Origin of the sequence: Xenococcus sp. PCC 7305 (assembly GCF_000332055.1) — a bacterium.
Classification (GTDB): domain Bacteria; phylum Cyanobacteriota; class Cyanobacteriia; order Cyanobacteriales; family Xenococcaceae; genus Xenococcus.
This window is the reverse complement of record NZ_ALVZ01000122.1, coordinates 1-23,652: the sequence shown is the minus strand read 5'-3', so window position 1 is coordinate 23,652 and position 23,652 is coordinate 1. Positions and strand designations below refer to the sequence as shown.

Annotated in this window: 22 protein-coding genes, 2 tRNA genes and 1 pseudogene; 12 read left to right on the top strand and 13 right to left on the bottom strand. The window is 40.4% G+C overall.

What is annotated here, in order from left to right; all coding sequences use genetic code 11:
• Positions 1-365 precede the first annotated feature (365 nt).
• From XEN7305_RS06310 to XEN7305_RS06285, 6 genes are all read right to left on the bottom strand, one after another.
• Positions 366-1,907, bottom strand: coding sequence for a BamA/TamA family outer membrane protein (locus XEN7305_RS06310; RefSeq protein WP_006508528.1), 1,542 nt, complete (start codon positions 1,905-1,907; stop codon positions 366-368).
• Positions 1,908-2,019: 112 nt separating this feature from the next.
• A complete protein-coding gene (locus XEN7305_RS06305) occupies positions 2,020-2,838 on the bottom strand; it encodes an alpha/beta fold hydrolase (RefSeq protein WP_006508527.1) in 819 nt (272 codons plus the stop codon).
• A 13-nt stretch (positions 2,839-2,851) separates the two neighbouring features.
• The gene (locus XEN7305_RS06300) at positions 2,852-3,571 is read right to left on the bottom strand and encodes a 1-acyl-sn-glycerol-3-phosphate acyltransferase (RefSeq protein ID WP_006508526.1); all 720 of its coding nucleotides are present in this window, start codon (positions 3,569-3,571) and stop codon (positions 2,852-2,854) included.
• Positions 3,572-3,803: 232 nt separating this feature from the next.
• Positions 3,804-4,076 (bottom strand): hypothetical protein, encoded by a 273-nt coding sequence (locus XEN7305_RS06295; RefSeq protein ID WP_006508525.1) that lies wholly within the window; start codon positions 4,074-4,076, stop codon positions 3,804-3,806.
• A 183-nt stretch (positions 4,077-4,259) separates the two neighbouring features.
• On the bottom strand, positions 4,260-4,403 hold the full coding sequence (locus XEN7305_RS06290) for a hypothetical protein (protein WP_006508524.1): 144 nt from the start codon (positions 4,401-4,403) through the stop codon (positions 4,260-4,262).
• A gap of 107 nt (positions 4,404-4,510) precedes the next feature.
• On the bottom strand, positions 4,511-4,654 hold the full coding sequence (locus XEN7305_RS06285; RefSeq protein WP_006508523.1) for a hypothetical protein: 144 nt from the start codon (positions 4,652-4,654) through the stop codon (positions 4,511-4,513).
• Positions 4,655-4,833: 179 nt separating this feature from the next.
• Here XEN7305_RS06285 and XEN7305_RS27430 point away from each other — a divergent pair.
• Positions 4,834-5,052 (top strand): annotated as a pseudogene (locus XEN7305_RS27430) (IS1 family transposase); the annotation flags it as partial.
• 362 nt (positions 5,053-5,414) lie between these two features.
• Here the strand turns inward: XEN7305_RS27430 and XEN7305_RS26445 are convergent.
• Positions 5,415-7,766: a choice-of-anchor L domain-containing protein gene (locus XEN7305_RS26445; protein WP_006508522.1), complete on the bottom strand. Its 2,352-nt coding sequence runs from the start codon at positions 7,764-7,766 to the stop codon at positions 5,415-5,417.
• 152 nt (positions 7,767-7,918) lie between these two features.
• Between XEN7305_RS26445 and bioF the strand changes: the two genes are divergently transcribed.
• From bioF to XEN7305_RS06250, 6 genes are all read left to right on the top strand, one after another.
• Positions 7,919-9,100, top strand: a complete 1,182-nt coding sequence (gene bioF / locus XEN7305_RS06270) for an 8-amino-7-oxononanoate synthase (protein WP_006508521.1) — start codon at positions 7,919-7,921, stop codon at positions 9,098-9,100.
• A 123-nt stretch (positions 9,101-9,223) separates the two neighbouring features.
• Positions 9,224-9,297, top strand: a tRNA-Val gene (locus XEN7305_RS06265).
• Between the two features lie 156 nt (positions 9,298-9,453).
• Positions 9,454-11,148, top strand: a complete 1,695-nt coding sequence (locus XEN7305_RS06260) for an alpha/beta hydrolase (RefSeq protein ID WP_006508520.1) — start codon at positions 9,454-9,456, stop codon at positions 11,146-11,148.
• Positions 11,149-11,255: 107 nt separating this feature from the next.
• On the top strand, positions 11,256-11,867 hold the full coding sequence (locus tag XEN7305_RS06255; protein ID WP_006508519.1) for an SH3 domain-containing protein: 612 nt from the start codon (positions 11,256-11,258) through the stop codon (positions 11,865-11,867).
• 15 nt (positions 11,868-11,882) lie between these two features.
• Positions 11,883-12,008, top strand: a complete 126-nt coding sequence (locus tag XEN7305_RS30000) for a hypothetical protein (RefSeq protein WP_255324959.1) — start codon at positions 11,883-11,885, stop codon at positions 12,006-12,008.
• Positions 12,009-12,293: 285 nt separating this feature from the next.
• Positions 12,294-12,590 (top strand): DUF3593 domain-containing protein, encoded by a 297-nt coding sequence (locus XEN7305_RS06250; protein WP_006508518.1) that lies wholly within the window; start codon positions 12,294-12,296, stop codon positions 12,588-12,590.
• Between the two features lie 82 nt (positions 12,591-12,672).
• Here XEN7305_RS06250 and XEN7305_RS06245 read toward each other — a convergent pair whose 3' ends face one another.
• Both XEN7305_RS06245 and XEN7305_RS06240 read right to left on the bottom strand, forming a co-directional pair.
• Positions 12,673-13,974 carry an ABC transporter substrate-binding protein gene (locus tag XEN7305_RS06245; RefSeq protein WP_006508517.1) on the bottom strand — a complete coding sequence of 434 codons (1,302 nt, stop codon included), beginning with the start codon at positions 13,972-13,974 and terminating at the stop codon, positions 12,673-12,675.
• A 123-nt stretch (positions 13,975-14,097) separates the two neighbouring features.
• A tRNA-Ser gene (locus XEN7305_RS06240) sits at positions 14,098-14,185 on the bottom strand.
• A 98-nt stretch (positions 14,186-14,283) separates the two neighbouring features.
• Here XEN7305_RS06240 and XEN7305_RS06235 point away from each other — a divergent pair.
• Entirely contained in the window at positions 14,284-15,357 is a 1,074-nt protein-coding gene (locus XEN7305_RS06235; protein ID WP_006508516.1) for a TIGR03032 family protein, read from the top strand.
• A 59-nt stretch (positions 15,358-15,416) separates the two neighbouring features.
• On the opposite strand, the gene XEN7305_RS26440 is transcribed toward XEN7305_RS06235, so the two are convergent.
• A complete protein-coding gene (locus XEN7305_RS26440; protein ID WP_006508515.1) occupies positions 15,417-16,811 on the bottom strand; it encodes a protein kinase in 1,395 nt (464 codons plus the stop codon).
• 97 nt (positions 16,812-16,908) lie between these two features.
• A complete protein-coding gene (gene pdxH, locus XEN7305_RS06225; protein WP_006508514.1) occupies positions 16,909-17,556 on the bottom strand; it encodes a pyridoxamine 5'-phosphate oxidase in 648 nt (215 codons plus the stop codon).
• Between the two features lie 66 nt (positions 17,557-17,622).
• On the opposite strand from pdxH, the gene XEN7305_RS06220 reads away from it, so the two are divergent.
• On the top strand, positions 17,623-18,420 hold the full coding sequence (locus XEN7305_RS06220; protein ID WP_006508513.1) for a segregation/condensation protein A: 798 nt from the start codon (positions 17,623-17,625) through the stop codon (positions 18,418-18,420).
• Between the two features lie 29 nt (positions 18,421-18,449).
• Here XEN7305_RS06220 and ispE read toward each other — a convergent pair whose 3' ends face one another.
• On the bottom strand, positions 18,450-19,391 hold the full coding sequence (gene ispE / locus XEN7305_RS06215) for a 4-(cytidine 5'-diphospho)-2-C-methyl-D-erythritol kinase (RefSeq protein ID WP_006508512.1): 942 nt from the start codon (positions 19,389-19,391) through the stop codon (positions 18,450-18,452).
• A gap of 104 nt (positions 19,392-19,495) precedes the next feature.
• On the opposite strand from ispE, the gene XEN7305_RS06210 reads away from it, so the two are divergent.
• The gene (locus XEN7305_RS06210) at positions 19,496-20,062 is read left to right on the top strand and encodes a TIGR02281 family clan AA aspartic protease (protein WP_006508511.1); all 567 of its coding nucleotides are present in this window, start codon (positions 19,496-19,498) and stop codon (positions 20,060-20,062) included.
• Positions 20,063-20,287: 225 nt separating this feature from the next.
• Here XEN7305_RS06210 and XEN7305_RS06205 read toward each other — a convergent pair whose 3' ends face one another.
• The gene (locus XEN7305_RS06205) at positions 20,288-21,823 is read right to left on the bottom strand and encodes an iron uptake porin (protein ID WP_006508510.1); all 1,536 of its coding nucleotides are present in this window, start codon (positions 21,821-21,823) and stop codon (positions 20,288-20,290) included.
• Between the two features lie 402 nt (positions 21,824-22,225).
• Between XEN7305_RS06205 and XEN7305_RS06200 the strand changes: the two genes are divergently transcribed.
• Entirely contained in the window at positions 22,226-22,597 is a 372-nt protein-coding gene (locus tag XEN7305_RS06200; protein WP_006508509.1) for a hypothetical protein, read from the top strand.
• 382 nt (positions 22,598-22,979) lie between these two features.
• Positions 22,980-23,534 (top strand): fasciclin domain-containing protein, encoded by a 555-nt coding sequence (locus tag XEN7305_RS06190; RefSeq protein ID WP_006508508.1) that lies wholly within the window; start codon positions 22,980-22,982, stop codon positions 23,532-23,534.
• Positions 23,535-23,652: the final 118 nt, after the last annotated feature.

The following is a 23,652-nucleotide window of genomic DNA, read 5'->3' as shown; positions in this document are numbered from 1 at the left end:
ACTTTTCGGTATGATTCAAGGAACTTTGCAATCGTTCTGGGTATGCCAACTAGAGGAAGCATTTTTCTTGACTTATATTTCCTTCTTTACTTTCTCATTTTTCTGCTAACCTTCCAAGTCGTGTCACCTAATACTTTGGCGCGATTTGTTTCTAATTCTCCAATAAAGTGATCGCCAGAAGAAATATCCGAGTAATATTTGTAGATGCAGCCTATTGTAATGAAATACCCAATGGTTTAACTATTTTTTCTCAGTTTAATTCAGTTACTAATTTTCCCTAGATTCTACATATTACTATCATTGCTTATTAACCATTACCCATTACCCATTACTCATTACTTATTACCCATTACCCATTACTTAGCTTAAAAACGTTCTCCAATATTAAAAATAACTGCGGTATCCCCTTGATCGTTGATGCCAAAGTCCAATCTGATGATTCCGATGGGAGTTAAGGTCCGCAACCCCACACCATAACCAAAGCCATCCCCTGGTTTATCTCGCACTTCTGCTGGTTCTCCTTTGACTGTATCCCCCGAACCCAAATCCGTTGCGTAGTCAATAAACAAAGTTCCCCCGATGTCAAATTCTTTTTTGAAAGCGCTCATCGCAAAAATGGGAAAACGATATTCTGCGGTAGTTTGCACAAAACTGCGGCCTGTGCCCAATTCCCCTGAGCCATAGCCCCGAACCGAACTAGAGCCCCCAAGACTAAAAGCCTCATAGGGAGGCAAATCTCCAATAACGGTTCCTCCTTGAAAGTTTAGAACCAATGTTTTTGCTCCTTCCCTAAAACCGAACAAAGGGACAGGTAAATATTGAGTATAGTTAGCCGCCAGACGATTATGGAAAATGCTGGAATCACCGACCGGAATAGATTGATCTGTTTGAAATAGTAATCGATAGCCTTGGGTCGGGTTGCTGCGACGATTTCTCTTGTCTAAAGATGTAGCAAAATTCAAGGTTAGTAAGATATCTTGACCATCATCACTGAAAGTTATTTGATTCCCAAATTCATCTACTGGCTCTAACCCCGAGGAAAAAGCATCATCTCGAGCTGACACCAGTTGATAGTTGATCCCTAAGGCTCCTTGAAAATCTTTGGCAATAGAATTAAAAACCTCAAACCCGCCGCCAATCCGACCAATCCAAGGATCATCTCCATTATCTAAGTTGACATCGCGATCGCCACCATCAAATTCCGGCTCAACGCCCTGACGATTAAAGAAATTAACCGCATAACCCTTGTCGTGCTTGATAAACTTACGATAATCAAGATCTAAACCAAATAGTTCTTCGCCACCTTCAATCCCTAGGGTGAGCGCTTGGTTATTGCCTCCAAGATTAAGCAACCCAAGGCGAACTCCACTAGATAAGCCGCCTGCTCTGTCTGACATGGGGATTACAGTTGTGGGGCGAGCTGGTCCATTCAGAGCTGTTGGCGGATCGAGCGTTAAACCAAAACTGAAGAAAAACTGACTATTTTCTTTTACCTGAACCACCATTACTACGCTATCGCTATCACCCGTTGGTTCCAAATCGAGGGTTGCCTGGTCGATAATGAATAGCCTATTGACTCCCCTTAGTCCTGTTTGAGCTAGCTCTGCATCGTAAACATCTCCAGGCTGCAATGCAAATTCTCTGGTAATAATATCAGGTTTAGTTTTTCCTTCTGTCGGATTACCCTGTTTATCAACAAAACGGACCTGAATCTCGCTAATGGTTTCTCCTGACCCAGATGGTACGACAATCGGTTTATCTTGCGATATTAGTAAGTTGTCTACTTCGCTCTGAGTTTGAGCTTCTAAAGGTGAAATTTCTCCAGCAAGTCTTGATTGAGCATTAACAAGGGGCACTCTGGAGAAAAATCCAGTGGCGAGCAAACATAGTAAGAAATATTTTGGCATCTATTGATTTCCCGTCAATTGAAGCAATAATACTTCAGAATCTCTTCTAAGTCATTTTTTGCCATTAAAAATTACAGAATGACTTTGTGATCCGCTATATAAAAACTTAATTTTAATTACTAATAAAATTCTCACTCTTGAGCGCAGCTTGCCCAACAAACTCCTGAGAGTACAGAATATCTGCAAGTCGCATCTCTCTCTCCAAAAGACAAGCATGACCACTCTTGGACAACAGAACTTTTCTCGCATTGAGCAAACAACCAGTTAGTCTATCTGCTTCAGTGGCAGAGGGTAATATTCGATCAGCTTCAGAGGCAATAATCAAAACTGGTTGAGATATTTTATGTAATGGCATCTCATCGAGATTGAAGCTACTTAATAGAGAAATTCGCCAAGCAGCAGTCCTTGCGGTTACAGACTGCATTGCTGTTAGTAAGGCATTTTGATTTTGAGGTGATACTCGCTCAGTAGCAATCAGAAATGGTAAGAGTCCGATAGCAGACATTTTGTATAAAGGTGTGGGCAACAATGGAACCAGAGTTGAGCCCCAACCCACTATTGGTTGATTAGATAAAGTAGAAGCAGGATTCATTAAAATCATCCGATCAAACAAATCACGGGAGTAGGCTGCGAGTTTTAGTGCCAAACAACCGCCAAAAGACTCGCCACAGATATAAACAGGGCGCGATGGTGCTAGTTTGCGCTCAGCTCGAATCAGAGCTGCCGTCTGTTCAACTAAGGCTGCCCAATCACTAAGATCGTCCAGGGGAATAGATAGACAACGGATGTCAAAAAATTTTGTCAATCCTGGCAACTGCGATCGCAGCAACCGACCAGTGCCATCCATCCCTGGCAAATAAATAAATAGAGGACTGGTTAATTTTGGCTCATTTGGTTTTAAGAAACGCAAGCATTTTTCAGAAATTGGCATAAGCAACGTAAATTTAGCAACCTTGATGCAATAGTTTAGTAATCTGGTGAGCGCAAGATTGAGTCAATTCTTTAGCTCTCAAGGTTCCTCGCCTGCCTTGATAATCTTGTCTTTGAGCTTCTGTAATCCAGATAGGATGACCAAATAAGATATTAACACTGCGGTAAACAATAGCGGGATGCCAACCCCCGCAATCAAATAATGGTTCCGAAGGGTCAAATAAACTAAACAGCTTGAGGGGTGCCACCGAATGTCTATATTCTTCTGTTGATGCGATCGCCACAGGTAAAATTGCCAACTCCTGAACTGGGACTCTAAAAGCTAAATGGGCAAAACCTCGATGAAAGGGGCTTATCTGACGCGGCGCGTTAACTTGAACCATGGGCTGGGCACCTTCAGGAAAGATGCCTACGGTTTGCTGGGACTGCAAAAAATCAGCCGACTGCCGAAAAAACTTTTTCTGTCGCTGGTTCGGAGCATCGAGAGGAAATGCTCCCATCACAGAAATCAGCTCCCGCATCACAGGAACTTGGCTCATATAGTGATGACAAGCAAAACGTACTGGACGATTGATTGCCGACATCAATAGTGGCGCATCCAAAAAACTACGGTGATTACTCACCAACAGGATTCTTTTGTTAGAGGGAATCCTTGATGCATAATGTATTGATGTTTTGACCCCCAAGGTATTGAGTACGGTATGGGAAATATGTAAAGGCGTATCGAACAACATGATTCTCGCGCTTTATGGCGTTGAATTCCTAAGATTGCATTTAACGAGAAATGTCTAAAAATCTATTGTTTCCAATTGTAAAGGATTGATGCACTCTGGGCGAGGAACTATTACAAAGTGAGTTCGATGGGTACAACATTTACTAGTGTCTGAATAGGGACTTAGGGATTTGGGGATCTAGGGAAAAGCCTAATTTTGACTTTTGACTCTTGACTTGCGCGTAGCGCTATATTCAGATGACCGGACGATTTAAAAGCCAAGCATAGGTAACAACGATCAAAATAGCCAAGCTAATAATAGTCTCTCTTTGTGTCGTTAGTAAATTCTGCCAGCCATGCCACAGATAAGCAAAAGTAGCTCGACGCTCCTGTCCCAGTTCTGCCATCAACTCAGCGACTTTCGCATCTACTTCTTCAAGAGGTATCATGCCTTTTTGGTAGGCAGCCTCTAGTTCGTCTAGCTTGCGCCAATATTCTTGGGTTGCTTGAAAAAGATTAGGAATCATCAACTAAAAATAATAATTTCGCTAAATAATAATTTCGCTCTTAAAGTTATTTAGCTTCGCCTTAGTTTTGTTTAAGACGAAGCCCTGTTAAATCCATGGCGGCTTCGCAGCCTTAGCCCCTAGCCGCCATTGAGTCAGAGTACTATGAGAAAATTTAGCCTCACAGTCCCAACGATTGGTTGATTACATTAAACCCAACTGAGACAAAATACCTTGACCAGTCATCACCTCAGTAGCAATGCCCACAACTAAGCCGAGCATAGCTAGACGACCGTTCCAGTTTTCTGCAAATTGAGTAAAGCCGAACTTATTGTTTTGGTTTTCCATGAGATTAATCCTTTCTTTCTTTGGTTGGTTGGAGATTTGATTGTCTTTTGGTTGGACTCGCGCCGCAGAACTACTACGGCGAGACAAGATTGAGCAATATATTTTGACTAAATTAGACCCAACTGGGATAGAATGCCGTGACCAGTCATCAACTCAGTGGCGAGGCCGATAGTAAAGCCGAGCATAGCTAAGCGGCCGTTCCAGTTCTCCGCAAATTGAGTAAAGCCAAATTTGTTATCTTGGTTTTCCATGATGTTAATCCTCGATAAATATTGAGTGTACGTGATTGTGAAGTTTTATTACTAAACATTATAAGGAATCCTCAAGGTCTTTGCAAAAGTTCACATATTGAATTGCGATCGCGCTCTGACAATAAATCAATTTGATTAATTTATTGCTGTGGCAGTGGGAGTTCTAATACGAAACTTAATGCTATTTTTACGTTACCGACGGCTGGAAAGTTTATCCGTGTTTTATTCCTGATGGAGATCAAATAGTCTGTAAGCATTACATGACTAGAGTTGAAGGAGAAAATACTCGCTTAAGACATTATCTTGCTCGATTACATCGCAAAACTCTTTGTTACTCAAAATCTCAGCAGATGTTGAAATACTCAATTAGACTATTAACTTATTATTTACACTTTTAAAAAGTACCTTCTTTTCCTGATTTATCCATCCCTTAATTCAGCAACGCCGGGTTGAAGCCTTTGAATTTTGTCGGCATTTGCTAGGGCAATTAATGCGCTTAACTCTTAGCGATTAACTCCTAGAAAACTCCCTGTTTATCAACAAGGTCTTAGAGCTAAAATCCTTATACAACATCAGTTCGACGAATTTTCCTTTTGATTAAATTTTCCAAGTTGAACCACGAAGTAATAGGCTTTTCCCTAGACCCCCAAATCCCTAAATCCCCAAGTACTTATTCAGAACTAGTAAATTTTGTACTAATCGAACTCGGGTTCATACAAGATATATTTTGACCTGGTTGTCACCCCGTGAGTTGATCACTTTAAATATTGGCCTCAAAAGCAATACCTTCATCTATGAAATTAGAGGAATTAGCGAGAATATTCTGTCTTTCTTCCCCAGTGACAAAAAGATAGGCTCCAGGTACATTTTGGTTTTGTAAGCGGTAGAAATCTACCCCCTGATCTGCTGCTCCATCATAAACATAGAAAGCTACTCCTTCTTCAATTAAATTAGGAAAGTTTTGGCGAATATTTTGACTTTCAGCTTCCCCTGCATAAAGATAAGCTCCTGGGATATTACTATTTCGAAAACGAGTTAGACCAATTAAACCGTCTTGGGGCACGGGTGATACTTTAAACGCTTGCCCTTCCTCAATCAGGTTGGGAGAATTAACACGAATATTCTGACTCTCTTCTTCTGCTGCATATAAGTATCTCCCTGGAACTGTACTATTGCGAAAACGATTGATGGGCGTAGTCAAAAGACTATCACTATCTGTATCAACCCCTACTTGGATTACATTATTAACCGAAGAAGTCTCACTATTTTCTAGGAAATCAACCATCAGAACTATGTCATCAAAATCAAAATCACTTTCCCCAATTAGTGATTCTTCAAAGCCGAACATATTATCGGCTAATAGAGTAATGCGATCGTAGTCTACTTGAACAGAATTTTCCGCTTCAATGAAGGGTACATAAGCAAAAGTGTCTCTAATATAAAAGTTATTAGGATTAGAAGCTAGCCATTCTTCTGCTGTTCCGTCTACGATCATAAAAGGCGCATAATAACCTTCTTCTAATGTGACATTTCCCCCACCATTACTATCAAATTCAAATACTTTTTGACGGATAGCTGCTACCAAATATCCATTTTGATCTGGAGTTAATAGTTCTTCGGTGACAGGATCGAAAACCGCTCCTTGGGCATTCTCTAAGCGATATAAGCCTACGCGATTATGATGGACAGAGTCACTCAAGACATTAATGTTGGCACCAATTGTTGCGCCATCTTCAAGAATGGAAAGATCAATAATTTCCTTTTGGACATCCCCCTGTCTTCTGGCGCTGAGGGCAGAATTGGGAATTGCATTAGGATCGGCAACTTCTAAGGTCAGAACTAAATCATCATAGTCATTTTCTGCGAGCCCATCTTCCCAAGCTAAAGTCAAACCATTGTTATTGCCGGTGATAACTAAAGGGTCTTGAAAATTGGAATTTGCTTCGGGAAAACTAAATAAAACCTGTGGCGTTGGATTATGAAGAAATAAAGGCGTATTCGACAATATCATGTCAGAAGTACCACCAGCAACTAAATAAAATCCCAGTTTGCTACCTACATCATAGTTAATTAAACGTGTTAGATCTTGGCCATCCGTTAAGGAGCCGGAAAGTCCCGTAAAAATAGATCGAGAGGTGATTCTTGTTAAAGCTAGTTGTTCGTAATCAGCCGAGCCAGGTGCCACCCCATCAATAGTCCCAAAATCATCGTCAACTTCAAATACTCCTACTTCATTAATCGAATCAGTATTGGTTCCAGACAGGGTGAATTTAAGTTTGGCTAGAGCAGGCGAAACCGAACCACCAATAGTTACTACATCTCTTTGATTAACAGATAACGTCGCATCCGCGATTATTGGAGGAGTGGATAGGCTTCCTTCTTTAAGAAATACCGCAGAATCATAAATAGAATCTCCTGTGTCGGCAATAACCAACTTAAGATGGTGAGTCTGGCCTGGAGTGACAAAACCCCTAACCCCCAAAACTGTAGTGAGTCCATCAAACTCCGTCGCGAGGAGATCTTCAACGCCAACATCATCAAGATCGTTATTTTTAAAAAAATTAACGTTTTCTGTCGCATTGATATTGTTAATTGATACGGGAATAGTTGTTCCAGGAATTAAGGCAATATTTTCACCATCTAATAAAAAGGCGAAAATATCATTGAAGTCACTATTTGCAAATTCGTTATATTCGTCTGAAGCGAAAACATATTCAAAGACAAATTCTTCATTGTCTGGGACAAAATCAAACTCTAAGACGATCGCATCATTAGTCTCGCCTTCTACTTCTTCGCGATCTTCAGTTTCATCTAGAAGATTCGGATTCAGAATCAAATCTAAATCTAGATCTCCTGGTGTTCCCAGTGCACTACCTGTCCCATCATCGTCATTGGGCCCGGAAATTTCGTTAATATTCCCCGAACTCAGAATCACTCCCGACTCTATTCCAATATCTTCGGAAAGACCACCATTAAAAGAACCAATGGCTAGATTCCCGTCTCCTCCTCCCGGAGTAATTTTAATATTACTGATGGTGACTCCAGTTCCTCGCAAAAGACTAACTAACTCTTCAGGAGTAAAATTATTGAGATTGGAAGTAGTTAAAGCCATAGGTATCGAATCAGCAAGACCGCTTTCAAGTTTTATGACCTATATTTCCCAAAATGACTTTGGAAATGTTCGCGCAACTTGCATAAGTAATGGGTAATAAGTAATAAGTATTAGGGAATGCTTACCAAGACATTAAATGGACTGTCAAAGAGATGGAAGAAATTCAGGAACAACAGAATAATTATTGGCTGGATAAATCTTTAGAGACGATTCGTCGGGCTAATTGGTATCGTTCTGTTCGAGAAGTTTCTGGTCTTCCAGGAGCAATAATCGAGTTGGAAGGGCGCAGGGTAATTAATTTTGCTAGTAACGATTATTTGGGATTGGCAGGAGATCCTCGCTTAATTGATGCAGCCGTTGCTGCGACCAAAAACTATGGGACAGGAAGTACGGGTTCTCGGCTACTCACTGGACATCGCAAATTACATCGGGAATTGGAACAAGCGATCGCATCTCTAAAACAAACCGAAGATGCTTTGGTTTTTAGTTCTGGTTATTTGGCTAATCTCGGGACAATTTCGGCTCTAGTGGGCAAGAATGATCTGGTCTTAGGCGATCAATATAATCACTCCAGCCTCAAAAAAGGCGCTATTCTCTCCCAAGCCACAGCGATCGATTATGCCCATTGTGACATGCTTGATTTAGCTCAAAAATTACATCAGCATCGTGCTAATTATCGTCGTTGTCTGCTCACAACAGATAGTGTTTTTAGTATGGATGGAGATCTCGCACCCCTGCCAGAGTTATTGGCCTTGGCCAGCAAGTATCAAGCAATGGTTTTGGTGGATGAGGCTCATGGGACAGGAGTTATGGGGGCAACAGGAGCCGGTTGTCTAGAATATTTTGGTTGTCGCGATCGCGAAGCGGCCTTCTTTACTAATGGAAAATTAATCCAAATCGGTACTCTCAGCAAGGCTTTGGGTAGTTTAGGTGGCTATGTTGCGGGTTCGGCAAACTTAATTGATTTTCTGCGTAATCGAGCTGCTACTTGGATTTATACTACGGGGTTATCTCCTGCGGATACGGCTGCGGCCCTAGCTGCGATCGCAATAATCAAAGAGGAACCGGCTATCAGGAAACAACTTTGGCGTAATGTTAATTATTTGAAGCAACAAATATCCTCAACCAATTTGTTCCCATCTGAATCGTCGATCATCTGTCTCAAATTTGATACGCCAAAAGCTGCTCTTGATAGGTCACAACAGCTACAAGAAGCAGGAATTTTTGCTCCAGCAATTCGGCCTCCCACAGTTCCGACAAGTCGCATCCGTTTATCTATAATGGCAACCCATGAAATGCAACATCTAGATACTTTAATCAGAGAAATCTTTTAGCTTTAATAGCTTACATTTGGATGAAAAGCAAAGCACAATTGTAGACAAAAACTTTTGCTTGCAACTAGAAAGGAAAACATGTTATACCTACTTAGGCAGAAAGCAATGTTTTCTGTATAGTAAGGACGTATAGCTCAGTTGGTTAGAGTACATCGTTGACATCGATGGGGTCACTGGTTCGAATCCAGTTACGTCCATAAAAACCCTTTATCCAAATAAAAGTCGTTGTGACAGTACGCATAACTTTGCCATTCTGTTAATGTACTCATGTTTTGGTCTCTTTCAGAAGAAAGGGATCTTGCGGCAAATCAATCGTGAATTAAGATAAAGCTTCAGAATTCCATTATAAATTGATGAAAAATGTAAATAAGCACTATCCATCAGGGTTAAGCCGTTGGCTGGTCTCTCTCACATTAGGTATTAGCACTACAGCGTTAATGGCAATGCCCCTCAAAGCTGCTGAAAAGATTTATTTTTACTACAGTCCCTTTATTGAGTCTCTTCGGATCAGTTCCCTAGAACTTTTTGTTGATGAAGGAATAATCAACCAGGATTTAGGTTTTTATCTTAAACTGGCCAAAGCAACTGAAAAAGAACAACAATCGTTCCGCGAACTTCTAAGTAAGCGAATTGATATTGATCCAGTTGTGCTATCTCGGATGCTTAATACAGACGAAGGGGAGCGCCTGCTAAACTTTATCGGTCAATTTATCAATGTTCAAGGTGGGGGCAATGGCAAATATCCCCTAAGGGGAGCAATTGTTTCAGCTGCTTTTGATGAAGAAGGCTTGACCCTACTCAACTTATTTCGTCAGTTCGGAACTAACATTCAGCTTGACCTTAGAAAGTCTCTGTCTCTTCATCAGGATCTAGAACTGATTGTTGAGGGAACTAAACTATTCGCTGTCGAGATTGCTAAATTATCAGCGCAAGAAATAGCCGCGAAACCAGATACAGATTTTGCTCAACTTCAAGATTTGCGTCTTCCGGGAACTTACGGAATTGAGCAAGAGACTTGGAACCTCACTGATGCTAGTCGAGATCGCACTTTTTATGTTGATGTCTACCGACCAGAGAAATTAAGACCGGATAAAACCCCAGTAGTAATTATTTCTCATGGGTTAAGTTCTCAGCCCGAAGAATTTGCAGATAAGGCTAAACACTTAGCTTCCTATGGTTTTTTTGTCGCTCTGCCCCAACATCCGGGAAGTGATGCTCAATATGCCCAAGATTTTCGCGAAGGTTATTATCAAGATCTATCTAGCCTCAACTCCTTTATTGATCGCCCACTAGATATTCACTACACACTTGATGAGCTAGAAAGAAGGAACTCAAACGAATTTGATAACCAGCTAGATCTAAGTCAAGTCGGTCTATATGGACATTCTTACGGGGGATATACAGCTTTGGCCGTGGCCGGAGCTGCTCCTACACCGAATTTTGAGCAATTAGAGAGAGATTGTGCCCTGGAGTTGGAAGAATTTAATACTGCTTTACTACTCGAATGCCGAGCCTTGAAACTAGAGCGCCAAGACTATAATTTCCGAGATGAGCGTATCCAAGCAGTTATTGCTAATAATGCAGTTAATGCCAGTATTTTCGGAGAGCAAGGCTTGAGTCAAATTCAAATTCCCGTAGCTTTGGGCGCAGGGAGTTACGATCCTGCTACTCCCTTTGTTTTTGAGCAGGCTCGTTCTTTCCCCTGGCTAAATTCTTCAGAGCGATATCTAGTGTTAGAAGAAGGCGAAACTCATATTAATTTATCTAAACTAGATGGTGGAGCCTCAAAGTTACTTAAAATGGTTCCCCAGCTTCAGCTACCTAGCCCCCAATTAATTTCTGAATATGGAAAGGCTATGACATTAGCTTTTTTTGAAGTTTATATTGCAAATAGCGCTGATTATCTTCCCTATCTACAGTCATCTTACGCCTCTTATCTAAGTGAGGGAGAAAAGTTCAAAACTTATATTATTACGGGAGCTTCCTCAGAAAATTTAATCCAGGCTATTGAGCAATGGAAAAAACAACATGGTTTAAGTAAGCGATAGGCCTTAAATCAACAATATTTCCCAGATTGAACACTCTCTCTATCGATAGTGTGATAGGTCTATTGTTCAACGTGATATTAAAAAAATTAATATAGGGGCTACATGTATTGAGATTTTTAGCGACAATAAATATATATTTGCTATCCTTATTGCCTATTATCACCGCTAACCACAATAGTTATTGGCAGGAATGGCAACCAGTTACTTCTTCAGAAACCTTGCCTTTTTCTGCTGGTTTTTCTAACTCAGAGCTGGGCGGCTATATGGACTTCAAAGCTTTTTGCGCAAAAAATGCATCAGAGCTAAAAACAACACCCACTTATTGGTATCGACTTAATAATTTCATATATAAAATTGGAACTGGTCAGGTTGAGTGGGGTTGTCAGGTTGAGGGCAAGTTTGTTATCACCTACTTGAGTACCGCTGTTTTGAATGACTTAGCGTATCCTGTATGTTTAAAAGTTCAAAGTGACATTGGTAATGGTTTACGAGTACGTCAAGAGCCAACACTTCTATCACAATATATAGGCTACTTAAGTAATGGGGAAAAAATTCAAGCAGGTCTGCCTGCTAGTATCACGAGTGATACAACGGGACGATTTTGGATTTTCATTCAGCATAATTCACTGAGGGGCTGGACTTCACTAACAGAAAACAAAAATGCACATATTAATTTTCAGAGATGTCCGAAATTAGAAGATAGCAATAATCCAAATTAAGCAATAGCGGCTAATATGTCGAGGTGCTGTCCGATAAATCACCAATTGATTATGGCGATCGCGATCGCACCAGTTCGTCTCGTCGATGGTGAAGCGACGACCACGCCCCAAATAAGACCAGATTTTCAAGATATCGGTTAGTTCTTTTCCTTCCTAATAGCCCAGTAGGTCAATAGAAGGATGATTGCGCAGAATTGACCTCGCTTTAGTCAGGTTATCTCAAGTTACAGTAGTAGTCATTATGAAAATACCTGTAGTAATGGATTCCGGTGAAATTTAATTAGATGGGATTACTTAAACCCACATTGCTTAAGTAAATTAAAAACAATGTGTTTCTTTTGGCAAAGTTATGGTTAAAGTCACATTTATGTATATGTATCGGTTAGTTTATAGTTAAAGTTACGCCATTGCTCAATTGCCTATTTCATGAACAAAGATACTCTATTCGCTCTGTCTCTCTTTCCTTATCTAGGGTTTCTCTGGTTCATGACACGCTCAGGAAAAACTCCCCGGTTAGCTTTGATTGGATTTTATGTCTTGTTAGTTTTTGTCGCGATTACGATTCCTGCGGGTATCTATGCCAAAGTTCATTATGGTGAATCGTTGGCCAATATCGACTGGCTTCATGGTAGTGCAGAATTCTTTTTGACCCTCTCTAATATATTAGTGGTTTTAGGTTTTAGAAAAGCGGTTTTACAAAAAGAAGTAGAAAATATTGAGTGATCAAATAAAATCCAAGACAGAGAGTAAGTGAGTGAATCACAAAGTTTTTGTTTCTCACTTTTTCCCTCTGCCTTCAGTATTTTTACTCAGGAGTTATATTATCAATTACGGCTAAGCTACCATCTTCATTAACTTGCCAAACATCATAACCACCAATAACATCTCCATTTTCATCAATATCAACATTTCCACTAGCACCTTGATAGTTAATATCCCCGCCTTGACGAACTAAATCCATTGCTTGGCAAGGATCGCTCACTTCTGTACCAGGAGCATTAGCAACTTCTAGAATATTACTCTGAATTCCTTCTCCTGTATTCGTATCAGAAGCTTCTGCTGCCAACATCATTAGTACCGCAGCATCCCAACTATGAGGGACAAAAGCCGTCAATTCTTTACCAGTTTTTTCTTTCCATAGAGCGGTAAACTCACTCAAAGCTTCACCATTTGCGCCAGGAACTGTACCCAATGCCCCACTGATAATTGATTTACCATCCCCAGTTTTTCCCACCTGTCGGATGAAATCTTCAGAATACACTCCGTCTGTTAGCAGGACAGTCACACCGTCACTCAAGCCCTGCTCAAAAGCAGATCTGAGTAAGACACTTCCGGTTTCGGCATATAACACAGCAGCTACCGCATCGGGTTTGCCCCCAAAAGCAGATTTAGCTTCACTGTCGAGAGTGGGCGCTTTAGGATCGTAACGAACAGGATTATTTTTTTGGAGAATTTCTCCCCCAGATTTTTCAAAAGCTTGAACAAATTGCTGCTCAAAACCTACTCCATAATCATTATTAATTACCACGGTAGAAATTTTCTTAAATCCCTGTTTACTAGCTAAAGCGGCTAAAGCCTGGGCTTGATAAGTATCAGGCGGAGCCGTCCGCGCCCAATACCCATTAAATTCACCATTGCTCGCTCGTTGCGTAAACACAGGACTAGTGCTTCCAGGAGAAACCAACATAACCTTGTTTCTGACTGCCACATCCACTGCTGAACCTGAAACACTACTGGCAAAAGCTCCTACCACTCCTGCTACTTTATCTACTTCAGCCAATTTGGTCATGGCATTACTGCCTGTGCTCGGATCAGTTTGACTGTCTTCAGACACCAGGCTCACAGGGTTTTCATTAACTCCGCCACAAGCGTTAATCGTATCGACTGCTAACTGAACTGCAACTGGCATATTTTGTCCAATAGAAGACAAATCTCCTGTTGTCGGGACTAAACTTCCGAGTTTTAAACCTTGAGCATTTTCCTGACTGGCATTGGGGTTACTTCCACCACCACAAGCAGCAAGAGATAAACTGGTGCTCAAAAAGGTGATTGCCAGGACTGATTTTTTTAGCGCCTGATAATAATTTATTTTTCTCTGATTGGCCATGATTTTAACTAGACTCCTCACAAATATATGCTGACCAGATTGTACTGTAACCTTGAAAAGACGATAAGCACCAGTATACAACCCCGGAAAAGGAATCAATTAACCTGAAATAAAATAAGACTACGGAGAGGGGGGGATTCGAACCCCCGATAGAGTTAACCCCTATAACTCCTTAGCAGGGAGCCGCTTTCAACCGCTCAGCCACCTCTCCAATTTGTAACCGTATCCAATGATAGCAGATTCAGTCAATTTGTGAAGAAAAAATCTTGAGTTATCTTATAAAAGAAAAATTGATATTTTAAATTTCCCATGGTTAACACTACCTCCGATTCAGCAGCTGTTCATCAAACACCATCTTTAGAAATCTCGGCATCTCGTCAATTCAACTCTTGGTTACATGAACAAAATCTGAGTTTGGCTTTTACCACTTACCAGGCAGGAAAGGTTTTTTTTATTGGTTTGCAGCCCAACGGAAAATTATCAATTTTTGAGCGTAGTTTTGACCGCTGTATGGGTTTATATGTTGCTGGTTCAACTTTGTATTTGAGTTCTTTATATCAAATTTGGCGTTTTGAAAATGCTTTGCAACCAGGACAAATCCATAATGGTTACGATGCTCTTTATGTGCCTCAGATGGCATACATCACGGGAGATCTCGATGTTCACGATTTAATTGTAGAAAAATCGGGAGAATTAGTTTTTGTCAATACTTTATTTAGTTGTTTGGCAACGGTAAGCCAGACCCACAGTTTCAAATCAGTATGGAAACCGCCCTTTATTTCTAAGTTGGCAGCAGAAGACCGTTGTCACCTCAATGGTGTGGCCCTGAGGGATGGCAAGGCTCGCTTTGTCACTATCGTGGGACAAACGGACATTGCCGACGGTTGGCGCGATCGCAGACAAGATGGTGGTTCTATTATTAATGTCAGAACGAATGAAACGATCGCTACTGGTTTATCGATGCCCCATTCTCCTCGTTGGTATCAAGATAGACTATGGGTTCTTAATTCTGGGACAGGGGAGTTTGGTTATATCAAGCCTAAAGAAGGCAAGTTTGAACCGATCGCCTTTTGCCCTGGATATCTTAGAGGATGTGCTTTTAGTGGTAATTATGCGATCGTCGGCCTTTCCCAATCGAGGGACAATAAAACCTTTGCCGATTTACCAATGAATGCCAAATTAGAACAGCAAGGAGTGGAACCTCGTTGTGGATTGATGGTGATTGATTTAACTACTGGTGATATTGTCCATTGGTTACGTATTCAAGGGGTGGTCAAAGAACTATATGATGTCTCAGTCATACCTGGAGTCAAAAGACCAATGGCGATCGGGTTTAAATCTGATGAGATTAGACGGATTATTAGTGTTGAAGAAAATAAGTAATAAGTAATAAGCAATAAGTAATAAGTAATAAGTAATCAGTAATAAGTAATAAGTAATGGTCAATTTTTAATGGCCAATGGGTAATTTTTAGAAGAATTTTCAGGTCTAGAATTTTGATTGTTCCTTAATATCAATAATCCAAGCATCATAGTTGAAGCTATTAATGCTGTGCTTATAATGGCCATGAGCTTTAAGCTGAGTTGAGCTTCATCTTTTTGATTTTTATGCTTATTGCGAGGCCCAACTGTTCCCGGTTCGATTATGCGAGTAGACTCAATATGATCATGGGATTGAATTATCAGAGTATGTTCTGTAGCTTTGGGAGGGGCTTCTGAATTCCCAATAATCAAAGTACGCTCTGAGGAACTGGGTGCTGTTTCTGAATTATTGATTATTTGAGTTTGTTCTGGCGATTGAATATTACTTTCTGGAGATTGTTGAATGACAGTATGTTCGACACCTTGAGGGGTTGATTCTCTATTGCTCTGCACTAAAGTTCTCTCGGAAGAATAGACCCTAGCTGCTGAAGATTCCGTGACTAAGGTGGCTTGGGAAAATTTGTGAGCAGAGGTTAATTTTTTTAAGGATTCAAGAATCGCGATCGCCGATTGATAACGTTTTTGGTAATTGCAACATACCATAGCATCGATGATATCTAGAAATTCAGGATCAAAAGCAGAGACATTAGGAAGCAAATGACGCCAGACTGGATTATTATTGTCGTCATACTTTAATTGAATAAGTTTTATTTTAGTCAAAGCTTGAATAACGACAATGCCCAGAGCATAAATATCACTGCAAAATACAGGTTTACCTAAATGTTGTTCCATTGGGATATAGCCTTGGGTCCCCACCGTCAGGTGCGGCGCAAATTGCCCGGTGATATCCAAGTTTTGAGGATTTATTTTTTCTTTAATTGAATAAAAATTAATTAAAGCAATTTTCTGATCGGCTGAATTTCTCATCAGATGAGAAGGCTTAATATCTCGGTGGATATAATTATTGTCGTGAATAAAATTCAGGACAGGCAAAATATTATTGAGGAACTCAATTGTTTCTTGTTGACTATAAGCATTAGCTTCCCCTAGCTCATCTTGAAAACTCTGTCCGACGATGAACTCTTGAACAACAAAAAATTGTCCTTGAGTTTCAAAATAATCATGAATAGAGGGAATTTGCCCATGATGCCCCAATCTTTGCAGAATAGCGGCTTCCTGATTAAATAAACGTTTAGCGGCGATTAACTGAGCTTCAGATACATATTGAGGAGTAAATTGCTGAATTAGATATTGGGCAGAAGAGGAAGTATCTTTGGTCGTAGCGACATATACGGTTTCAATCTCCTCTTCATAGAGTTTTTTTATGAGGTGATACTTATTCTGTAACACCCCACGGGCAAAACTTTCTATGATTTCTCGCGACTGGGGATTATTTTCTTGCTTAGAAAAATCCATACTTATACTTTCTCTTCCTCATGCCCTACCACTAGTCATAATTACATGATTATCACGTCAAGAGTACAAAAAAGCAAAAATCTTTACCCTTCTTACTTCAAGGTGATAATCTCTCGATAATCCAAGAATTATCTGGTTGCAAACGATAAATTAGGCGATCGTGAAGTCGGTTGGGTCGGCCTTGCCAAAATTCAATGATGTTAGGAACCACCAGAAAACCACCCCAATAATCTGGACGGGTAATTTTTTCTTGCTTTTGGTATTTTTCAGCTATTTGCTGCTGTTTCAGCTGTAAAAATTCACGATTGGGAATCACTTCACTCTGATTAGAAGTCCAAGCGCCAATTTGGGAACCTAGAGGTCGAGAATTGAAATAACTGTCTGATTCTTCTGGACTAACTTTCTTGATCTGACCCTCAATCCGAATTTGTCTTTCTAGCCTATCCCAGAAAAATACCAGAGCTGCTTGGGGATTTGCGATCGCCTGCTGCCCTTTGAGACTTTGATAATTAGTATAAAAGACAAAACCTCTCTCATCAAATCCTTTGAGTAAGACAATTCTCGCGGTAGGCTTGCCATCTGGGGTTGCAGTTGCTAGAGTCATGGCGTTTGGCTCAATAATATCAGCCTCGACTGCTTGCTCAAACCATAATTTAAACTGTCGAATCGGATTTGATTCAACATTGGTTTTGCTTAAATCTCCAAGGGTATAGTTTTGACGCAAATCTGCAACAAATTGATTCATCTTCAATATACTTCTAGTTAAGTAATTACTATTACTTCTATTATCCTTTATCAATTATTTTGACGCATGGCAACCAAGACTACACAAATCGCAATTGCAAATTTAATTGATGCGGCAGAAAAAGGGGAAATAGATCCCTGGGACGTTCCTGTCATCGAGATTATTGACCGCTTTCTCGCAGAATTGGGATTAATCGGAACCACAGAACAACCTTTAGCTGAAGCGAATCTTCCCCAGTCAGGTCAAACTTTCTTATGGGCATCGATGCTGGTCTTGCTCAAAGCAGATACTCTACAAATGTTGCAGGAATTTTATCAAGAAGGAGAACATGACGAAGAATTTTCTGATGAACTATTGCTCCTAGAGGATGAAGACTATTCCCCAGGTTTGCCGCCATTTCTGGAAAACCATCTCCATCGTCGGACTTCTGTGCCGCCTAAGAGCAAACGCCGAGTCACTTTACAAGAGTTGATTGAACAACTCGAACATATTGCTGCCGAAATCGAAGCTGCCAGTACAAATGAGCGTCCGAAAAAGACTTCCACTTCTCGTCGGGCAGCTATGCGAGCGATCGCACAACTAGCTCATAATGAGAATTTGACGGAGTTGGCAATGCAATTGGAAGAATTTTTGTTTTGCAACTTTCTCAAACTAGAACCGAAAGAAAATTTTATCGATTGGGAAAAATTATTGGCTTCCTGGGAACAAAACCAATCGCAAAATGAACATGAAGGAACAGGCAAAGCCAGTATTTTCTGGGCTTTATTACTTTTGTCTTCCCAATCCAAAGTCGAATTATCTCAGGAAGAATTTTATCAGGACCTCAGCATTCGACCCCTCAACACATTGTTGGCTGTGCAATAAGAATTCAACTCCATAAAACCTGTAGGTTTTTAGGCAACTTGAATGCCACTACTGGCAAGTTTGGTTACCCATAGCTCCAAATCAGAGTCGTTAATAGTATGTTGCACCTTGCTCATAACATCTGTCGCTTGCTCTTCATTGCTACATAAAGCAAATACCGTCGGGCCAGAACCAGACATCATAGTCCCCAAAACCCCTAGATCGGCAAATAGCTGTCTTAATTGCGACACTTTGGGATATTCTGGCAGTACAACCTTCTCCAAATCGTTATATAGCAGCTCACCAATTTTGTGACCCTCTTGTTTAATGATGGCATTCATCAACTCTCCCGACCGAATGCGATCGCCACGAGAGATTACATCCTCACGAGCAGACACATAACTATTGCGATAATTCTGACGATAAGTTTGGTAGGCCCAAGGGGTTGAAACACTAATACTTTGATATTTGGCCAACACCACCCATAAATTATCCAAATTAGTAATTAAATCTAATTTTTCCCCTCTGCCAGTTGCGATCGCAGTTCCTCCAGAAATACAAAAAGGAATATCAGAACCAAGTTTTCCTGCCAAATCTTGTAATTCAGGCTGGGTTAACCCCAAATTCCACATTAAATCCATGCCCACCAACACTGCTGCGGCATCCACTGAACCCCCTGCCAAACCAGCTGCTACCGGAAGATTTTTGGTAATCTTAATATCAACTCCTCCATAATTGGCATAAGCAGCCGGAAAAGTCTTACACATCAGTTGAGCTGCACGATAGGCCAGATTGGTTGCATCGACTGGCACTTGGGGATGATTGCAATGGAGGGTGATATCTTGAGTATCATTCGACTGGAGATCAATGACATCTGCCAACTCAATAGTTTGCAAGATCATAACCAATTCATGAAATCCATCAGCACGATCTCCTATTATTTCCAAATAGAGATTAATCTTTCCAGGAGCAATTAAAGAATAAGACTTCATAAATACAAATAAAATTTATAGCACTACAGCTGGTAATTCAAAACTCTGATTCGGGAATTCTTAAATTATAAATAGTTATAAAAAAAATTATTGAGATATTTTTAATGCGCCGAATCATTAATCTTCTAATTCTACCTTTAACTGTTGTTCTTACGCCCTCCATCAGCTCAGCGCAACAAGAACATGGCTGTTTCATGTTAGATGGTACAGGAAATCCAATAAATCTAGGGCATCTTTGTAGTAACAATTCACCAACTCAAACAATTAAAACTCCTCGACGCCATGCTCCCAACAAAATAGATCCTGACGTTTTTTCTGTACCGATCAAAAGAAGAGAAGGCGGGACGCCAGTTATTGATGTGCAATTCAACAAAAAATATACTTTTGAGATGCTTTTTGATACTGGAGCTAGTCTCACTATTATTACAGCTCCCATGGCCAAAACTCTTAAAATTAAACCACTAGGAATTTTACCTTTTCAAACTGCGAGTAATAATCGTATTCACTTTGAAATTGGCAGTGTCACTTCCGTCACCGCAGGAGGAATCATTAGTAAAGACCTGGATATTGCGATCTCCCCTAGTATGGATATTGGACTTTTAGGGCAGAATTTTTACAATCAATATGATATCACTATCAAATATGGCACAATTGAATTTCGACGCAGATAGGCGAAGAAAAGCTACCAAACAACTAGTGGACGCGGACGTAAATAAGACAACCATCAACGAAGAGCAAAAAGCTTATATATCAAGACTCATTACTCATTACTTATTACTTCCGCGCAGCGGCACTAGCTAAGAAACAGTGATTGAAGCAAAAAATAGGGACGTCATCTTGGACATCCCTACAAAGTTTTACATCATCTAATTTCGAGTAATTCTAGCTTTAACAACCTAGAATGTGAATGTAGTTCTAACAACACCAATTACTGCATCATCGTCATCGGAACTGCCGCTAGGAGCAATAATGTAAATTAGACCAGGAGTGACGGAAATATTGTCATTAAGTTGATATTTGTAGAAACCTTCAACGTGGATAGGATTATCTTCATCTTCTGCATAAGGTTCAACACCTGCAATAAGACCACCTAAGTTTCCTTCTTTTCCAAGGTCAGGGAATGCCAAGCCAAGACCATAGGACCAAATCTCGGCATCTTGAGGGTTACTTGTCGCATTTGCTTGAGTCCACAAACCGAATGCATTGACTGCTACTTTAGAATCCATCAATGTCCAAGAACCTTGAAGACCAACGGAGTCGGTAGTAATAGTTGCATCATTCAAAGGATTACTAGCGCTGCTAGTTCCAACCCCTAAATCGAAGATTCCACTACCATTCTGGAAATATCCACGAACATAGGTAGCTGCTAATTGAATATCATCAGTAGCATTAAAAGTAAGCTGACCTAGAGCTGAAAAATCACCATTGAACAGGCCGTTTCCTTGGGAAGGATCAAAGGATTGATCTCCAAAATACCCACCACTAAGAACTACTTTGTCATCGAGCAGCGAGACGTTGGCACCAACACCACCACCGGCAGCTAGACCAATTTTGTAGATAGGACTAGACTCACCAAAACTAGATAAAGAAGCAGTAGCTCCAGTGAAGCTATCTAGGTAGGGGCTAACTGTGGGAACGAAATCCTGCCATAGGGGGAATGCCGCAGGCAAGTAAACATCGATGTTATCTCCGATGGGGAAATAGTAAGCCAACCAACCAATCTCAACGTTATTGCCGTTGTCGAAGCTGTAGGTGAATGCTCCAGTATCAATATCGTTGAAAGTTCTTGCGTTACCAGCATCTAATCTAGTATACAAAGAGTCTTTACCAGTGAAACTAGAAACAAACGCTAGACGAACTCTATCTTGGAATACGGCTTGGTTATCGTAGTTAAACTCTTGAGCTAATCCAAATACAACCTCACCCTGTAATTTGGTAGTTGTAGAGAATTGATGATCTTCGAGGAAGGCAACACGACCTTCCAGACTATCAACGCGACCACCAAGAGTAGCAAGTTCTGCTTCAAACTCTTGTAGTAATCTATTGATTTTCTCAATGTCTTCTCTAATTACAGCTTCGGAAGAAGCAATCAGACGCTCAATCTGGTTCAAACAAGCATTTAGACCAGCAGCAAATTCATAACGACTTAAAGCTTGATTTCCTCTATAAGTCTGGTCAGGGTAACCAACAATACAACCATAACGATCAACCAAACTGCGCAATGCTTCATAGGCCCAGTCTGCGGGAGAAACGTCTCTTAGTTGGTTAACGTTAGTTACTTGATTAACAGAGCTCACTCCACCTTCGCTACTGTAGCTACGAAGTTGGTTGAGCATTTGGCTGTTATCTGTTTGAGCCTGAACTGAAGAACCCATTGCGATTCCAGCAATTACAGGAGCTCCGATTAGTATGTTACGTAATAATTTTGACATGGCCCTCACACCTTATGTAATATTACAAATTTTTTATAACTACAAACCATTGAAGTATGGTCAGAGTTTTCAATCTACACCAACGCACAGTATAGACTTTTTTTTGCGAACTGACAAATACCCACCAACCACATTAGCAAATATTTTTTGAGATGTATTGTACTCTGAGATACAAATTAATAGTTGCCCAAAATATCTTCAAATATAAGCATTTATCTGCTGGATTTTTATCGATAAAACCTTTAGTATGGCTGCTTTATTGCCTTGCTCTGCAATGCACTTTGAATACCAGTTCAATACAACTTAAAGAATGTTTAATATATTTTACTAATACAATTTAGCTTCAAAAATACGATAAGCTCACTAAGTATCGATATTTGTCTGAAATACTCCCAATGACAAATGAGTGAGCTGCAAGGGCGATCGCCTAAATCACAGAAAACCGAATCTACTTTAAAACGTCGAGCTGCCAGACAGAAACTAGTTCAAAGGATTGTGCAAATTCTTGGGTTTCCGAGTTCTGGGATTGGGATTGTAGCGACAGTTAATCAAATCAAGGAAGGTGAGCTGAAAACTGCGGCAATTATGGGGTTTGTTACTTTTTCTGTGACGATAATTGCGATCGCGGCAAAGTTTATTTCTGAGCTTTTTAATTCAGTTTTAGACAAAATCGAAGAAAAATTAGAAGACAAAACAGAACATCTAGCAACTTGGATTGTTAATAGCCTTGAGAATCTATTTTGGCTTTTCCCTAAATCCCCAAATCCTCTTTGATTCATCAGACTTAGAGCCTAGTGCCGCTGCTCGGAAGTAATTAAGTAATGAGTAGAAAGTAATAAGTCTTGATACATCAGCTTTTTACTCCTCGTTGATAGATAGCTTATTTACGCCTACGTCCACTAGTAGTCCAACAATTCATATATGACAGGTAAATATGCCCCTAAGTCCCTATTGCCCCAATCCCCCATGACTTATCAAACCCATCAGAACTTTTTTGGAGAACTACCAGGGCCAAAACCTCTAAATATGAGCATAATTGATTCGCCTCGAAATGTAGCGCAACTTCTCGTAACAAAGCTTTACAAATATGCAATATTTTGTTATATTCAAGGAGTTATCTTCTCGTACATAACCCTAAACATAAAGCTTTTTTACCATGTCTAAATTCTCTAGCTCTATTAAACTATTAGTCGGTAGTCTAACTATGGTCAGCGCTATCTCTGGTGCTGCTGTGGTAGCAGAAATGAACTCTTCCGTTGAAGAGCAAGCAGTTGAGCAATCACAAACTGTAGCCACTAAATCTCAACAAACAATTGTTGACGTTGCTACTTCAGCAGGCTCTTTTGATACCTTGGTTGCCGCTCTAGAAGCAGCTGACTTGGTTGATGTACTTAAAGGCGAAGGCCCTTTCACTGTCTTCGCTCCTACCGATGAAGCTTTTGCAGCTTTACCAGAAGGAACTTTAGAGTATTTGCTACAACCTGAGAATAAAGAAGAACTAGTCAGCATTCTGACTTATCACGTTGTTTCTGGCTCCGTTATGTCCACTGACTTAGAATCAGGTGCCGTAACCACCGTTGAAGGAAGCGATGTGGAAATTCAACTTGGTGAAGAAGTTAAGGTCAATGATGCTCAAGTAGTAACAGCTGACATCGAGGCTGGTAACGGTGTGATTCACGTTATCGACAAAGTAATCATCCCTGCTAAATAATTAATTCTTAGGTGTTGCTGAATCCAGATATGAATTTGTCTCGCGCAAAGGCGCAAAGACGCAAAGAAAGAAGCAAAGAATATTAGTCTAAAATTCTTTCATGTTTTAAATCAGCAAC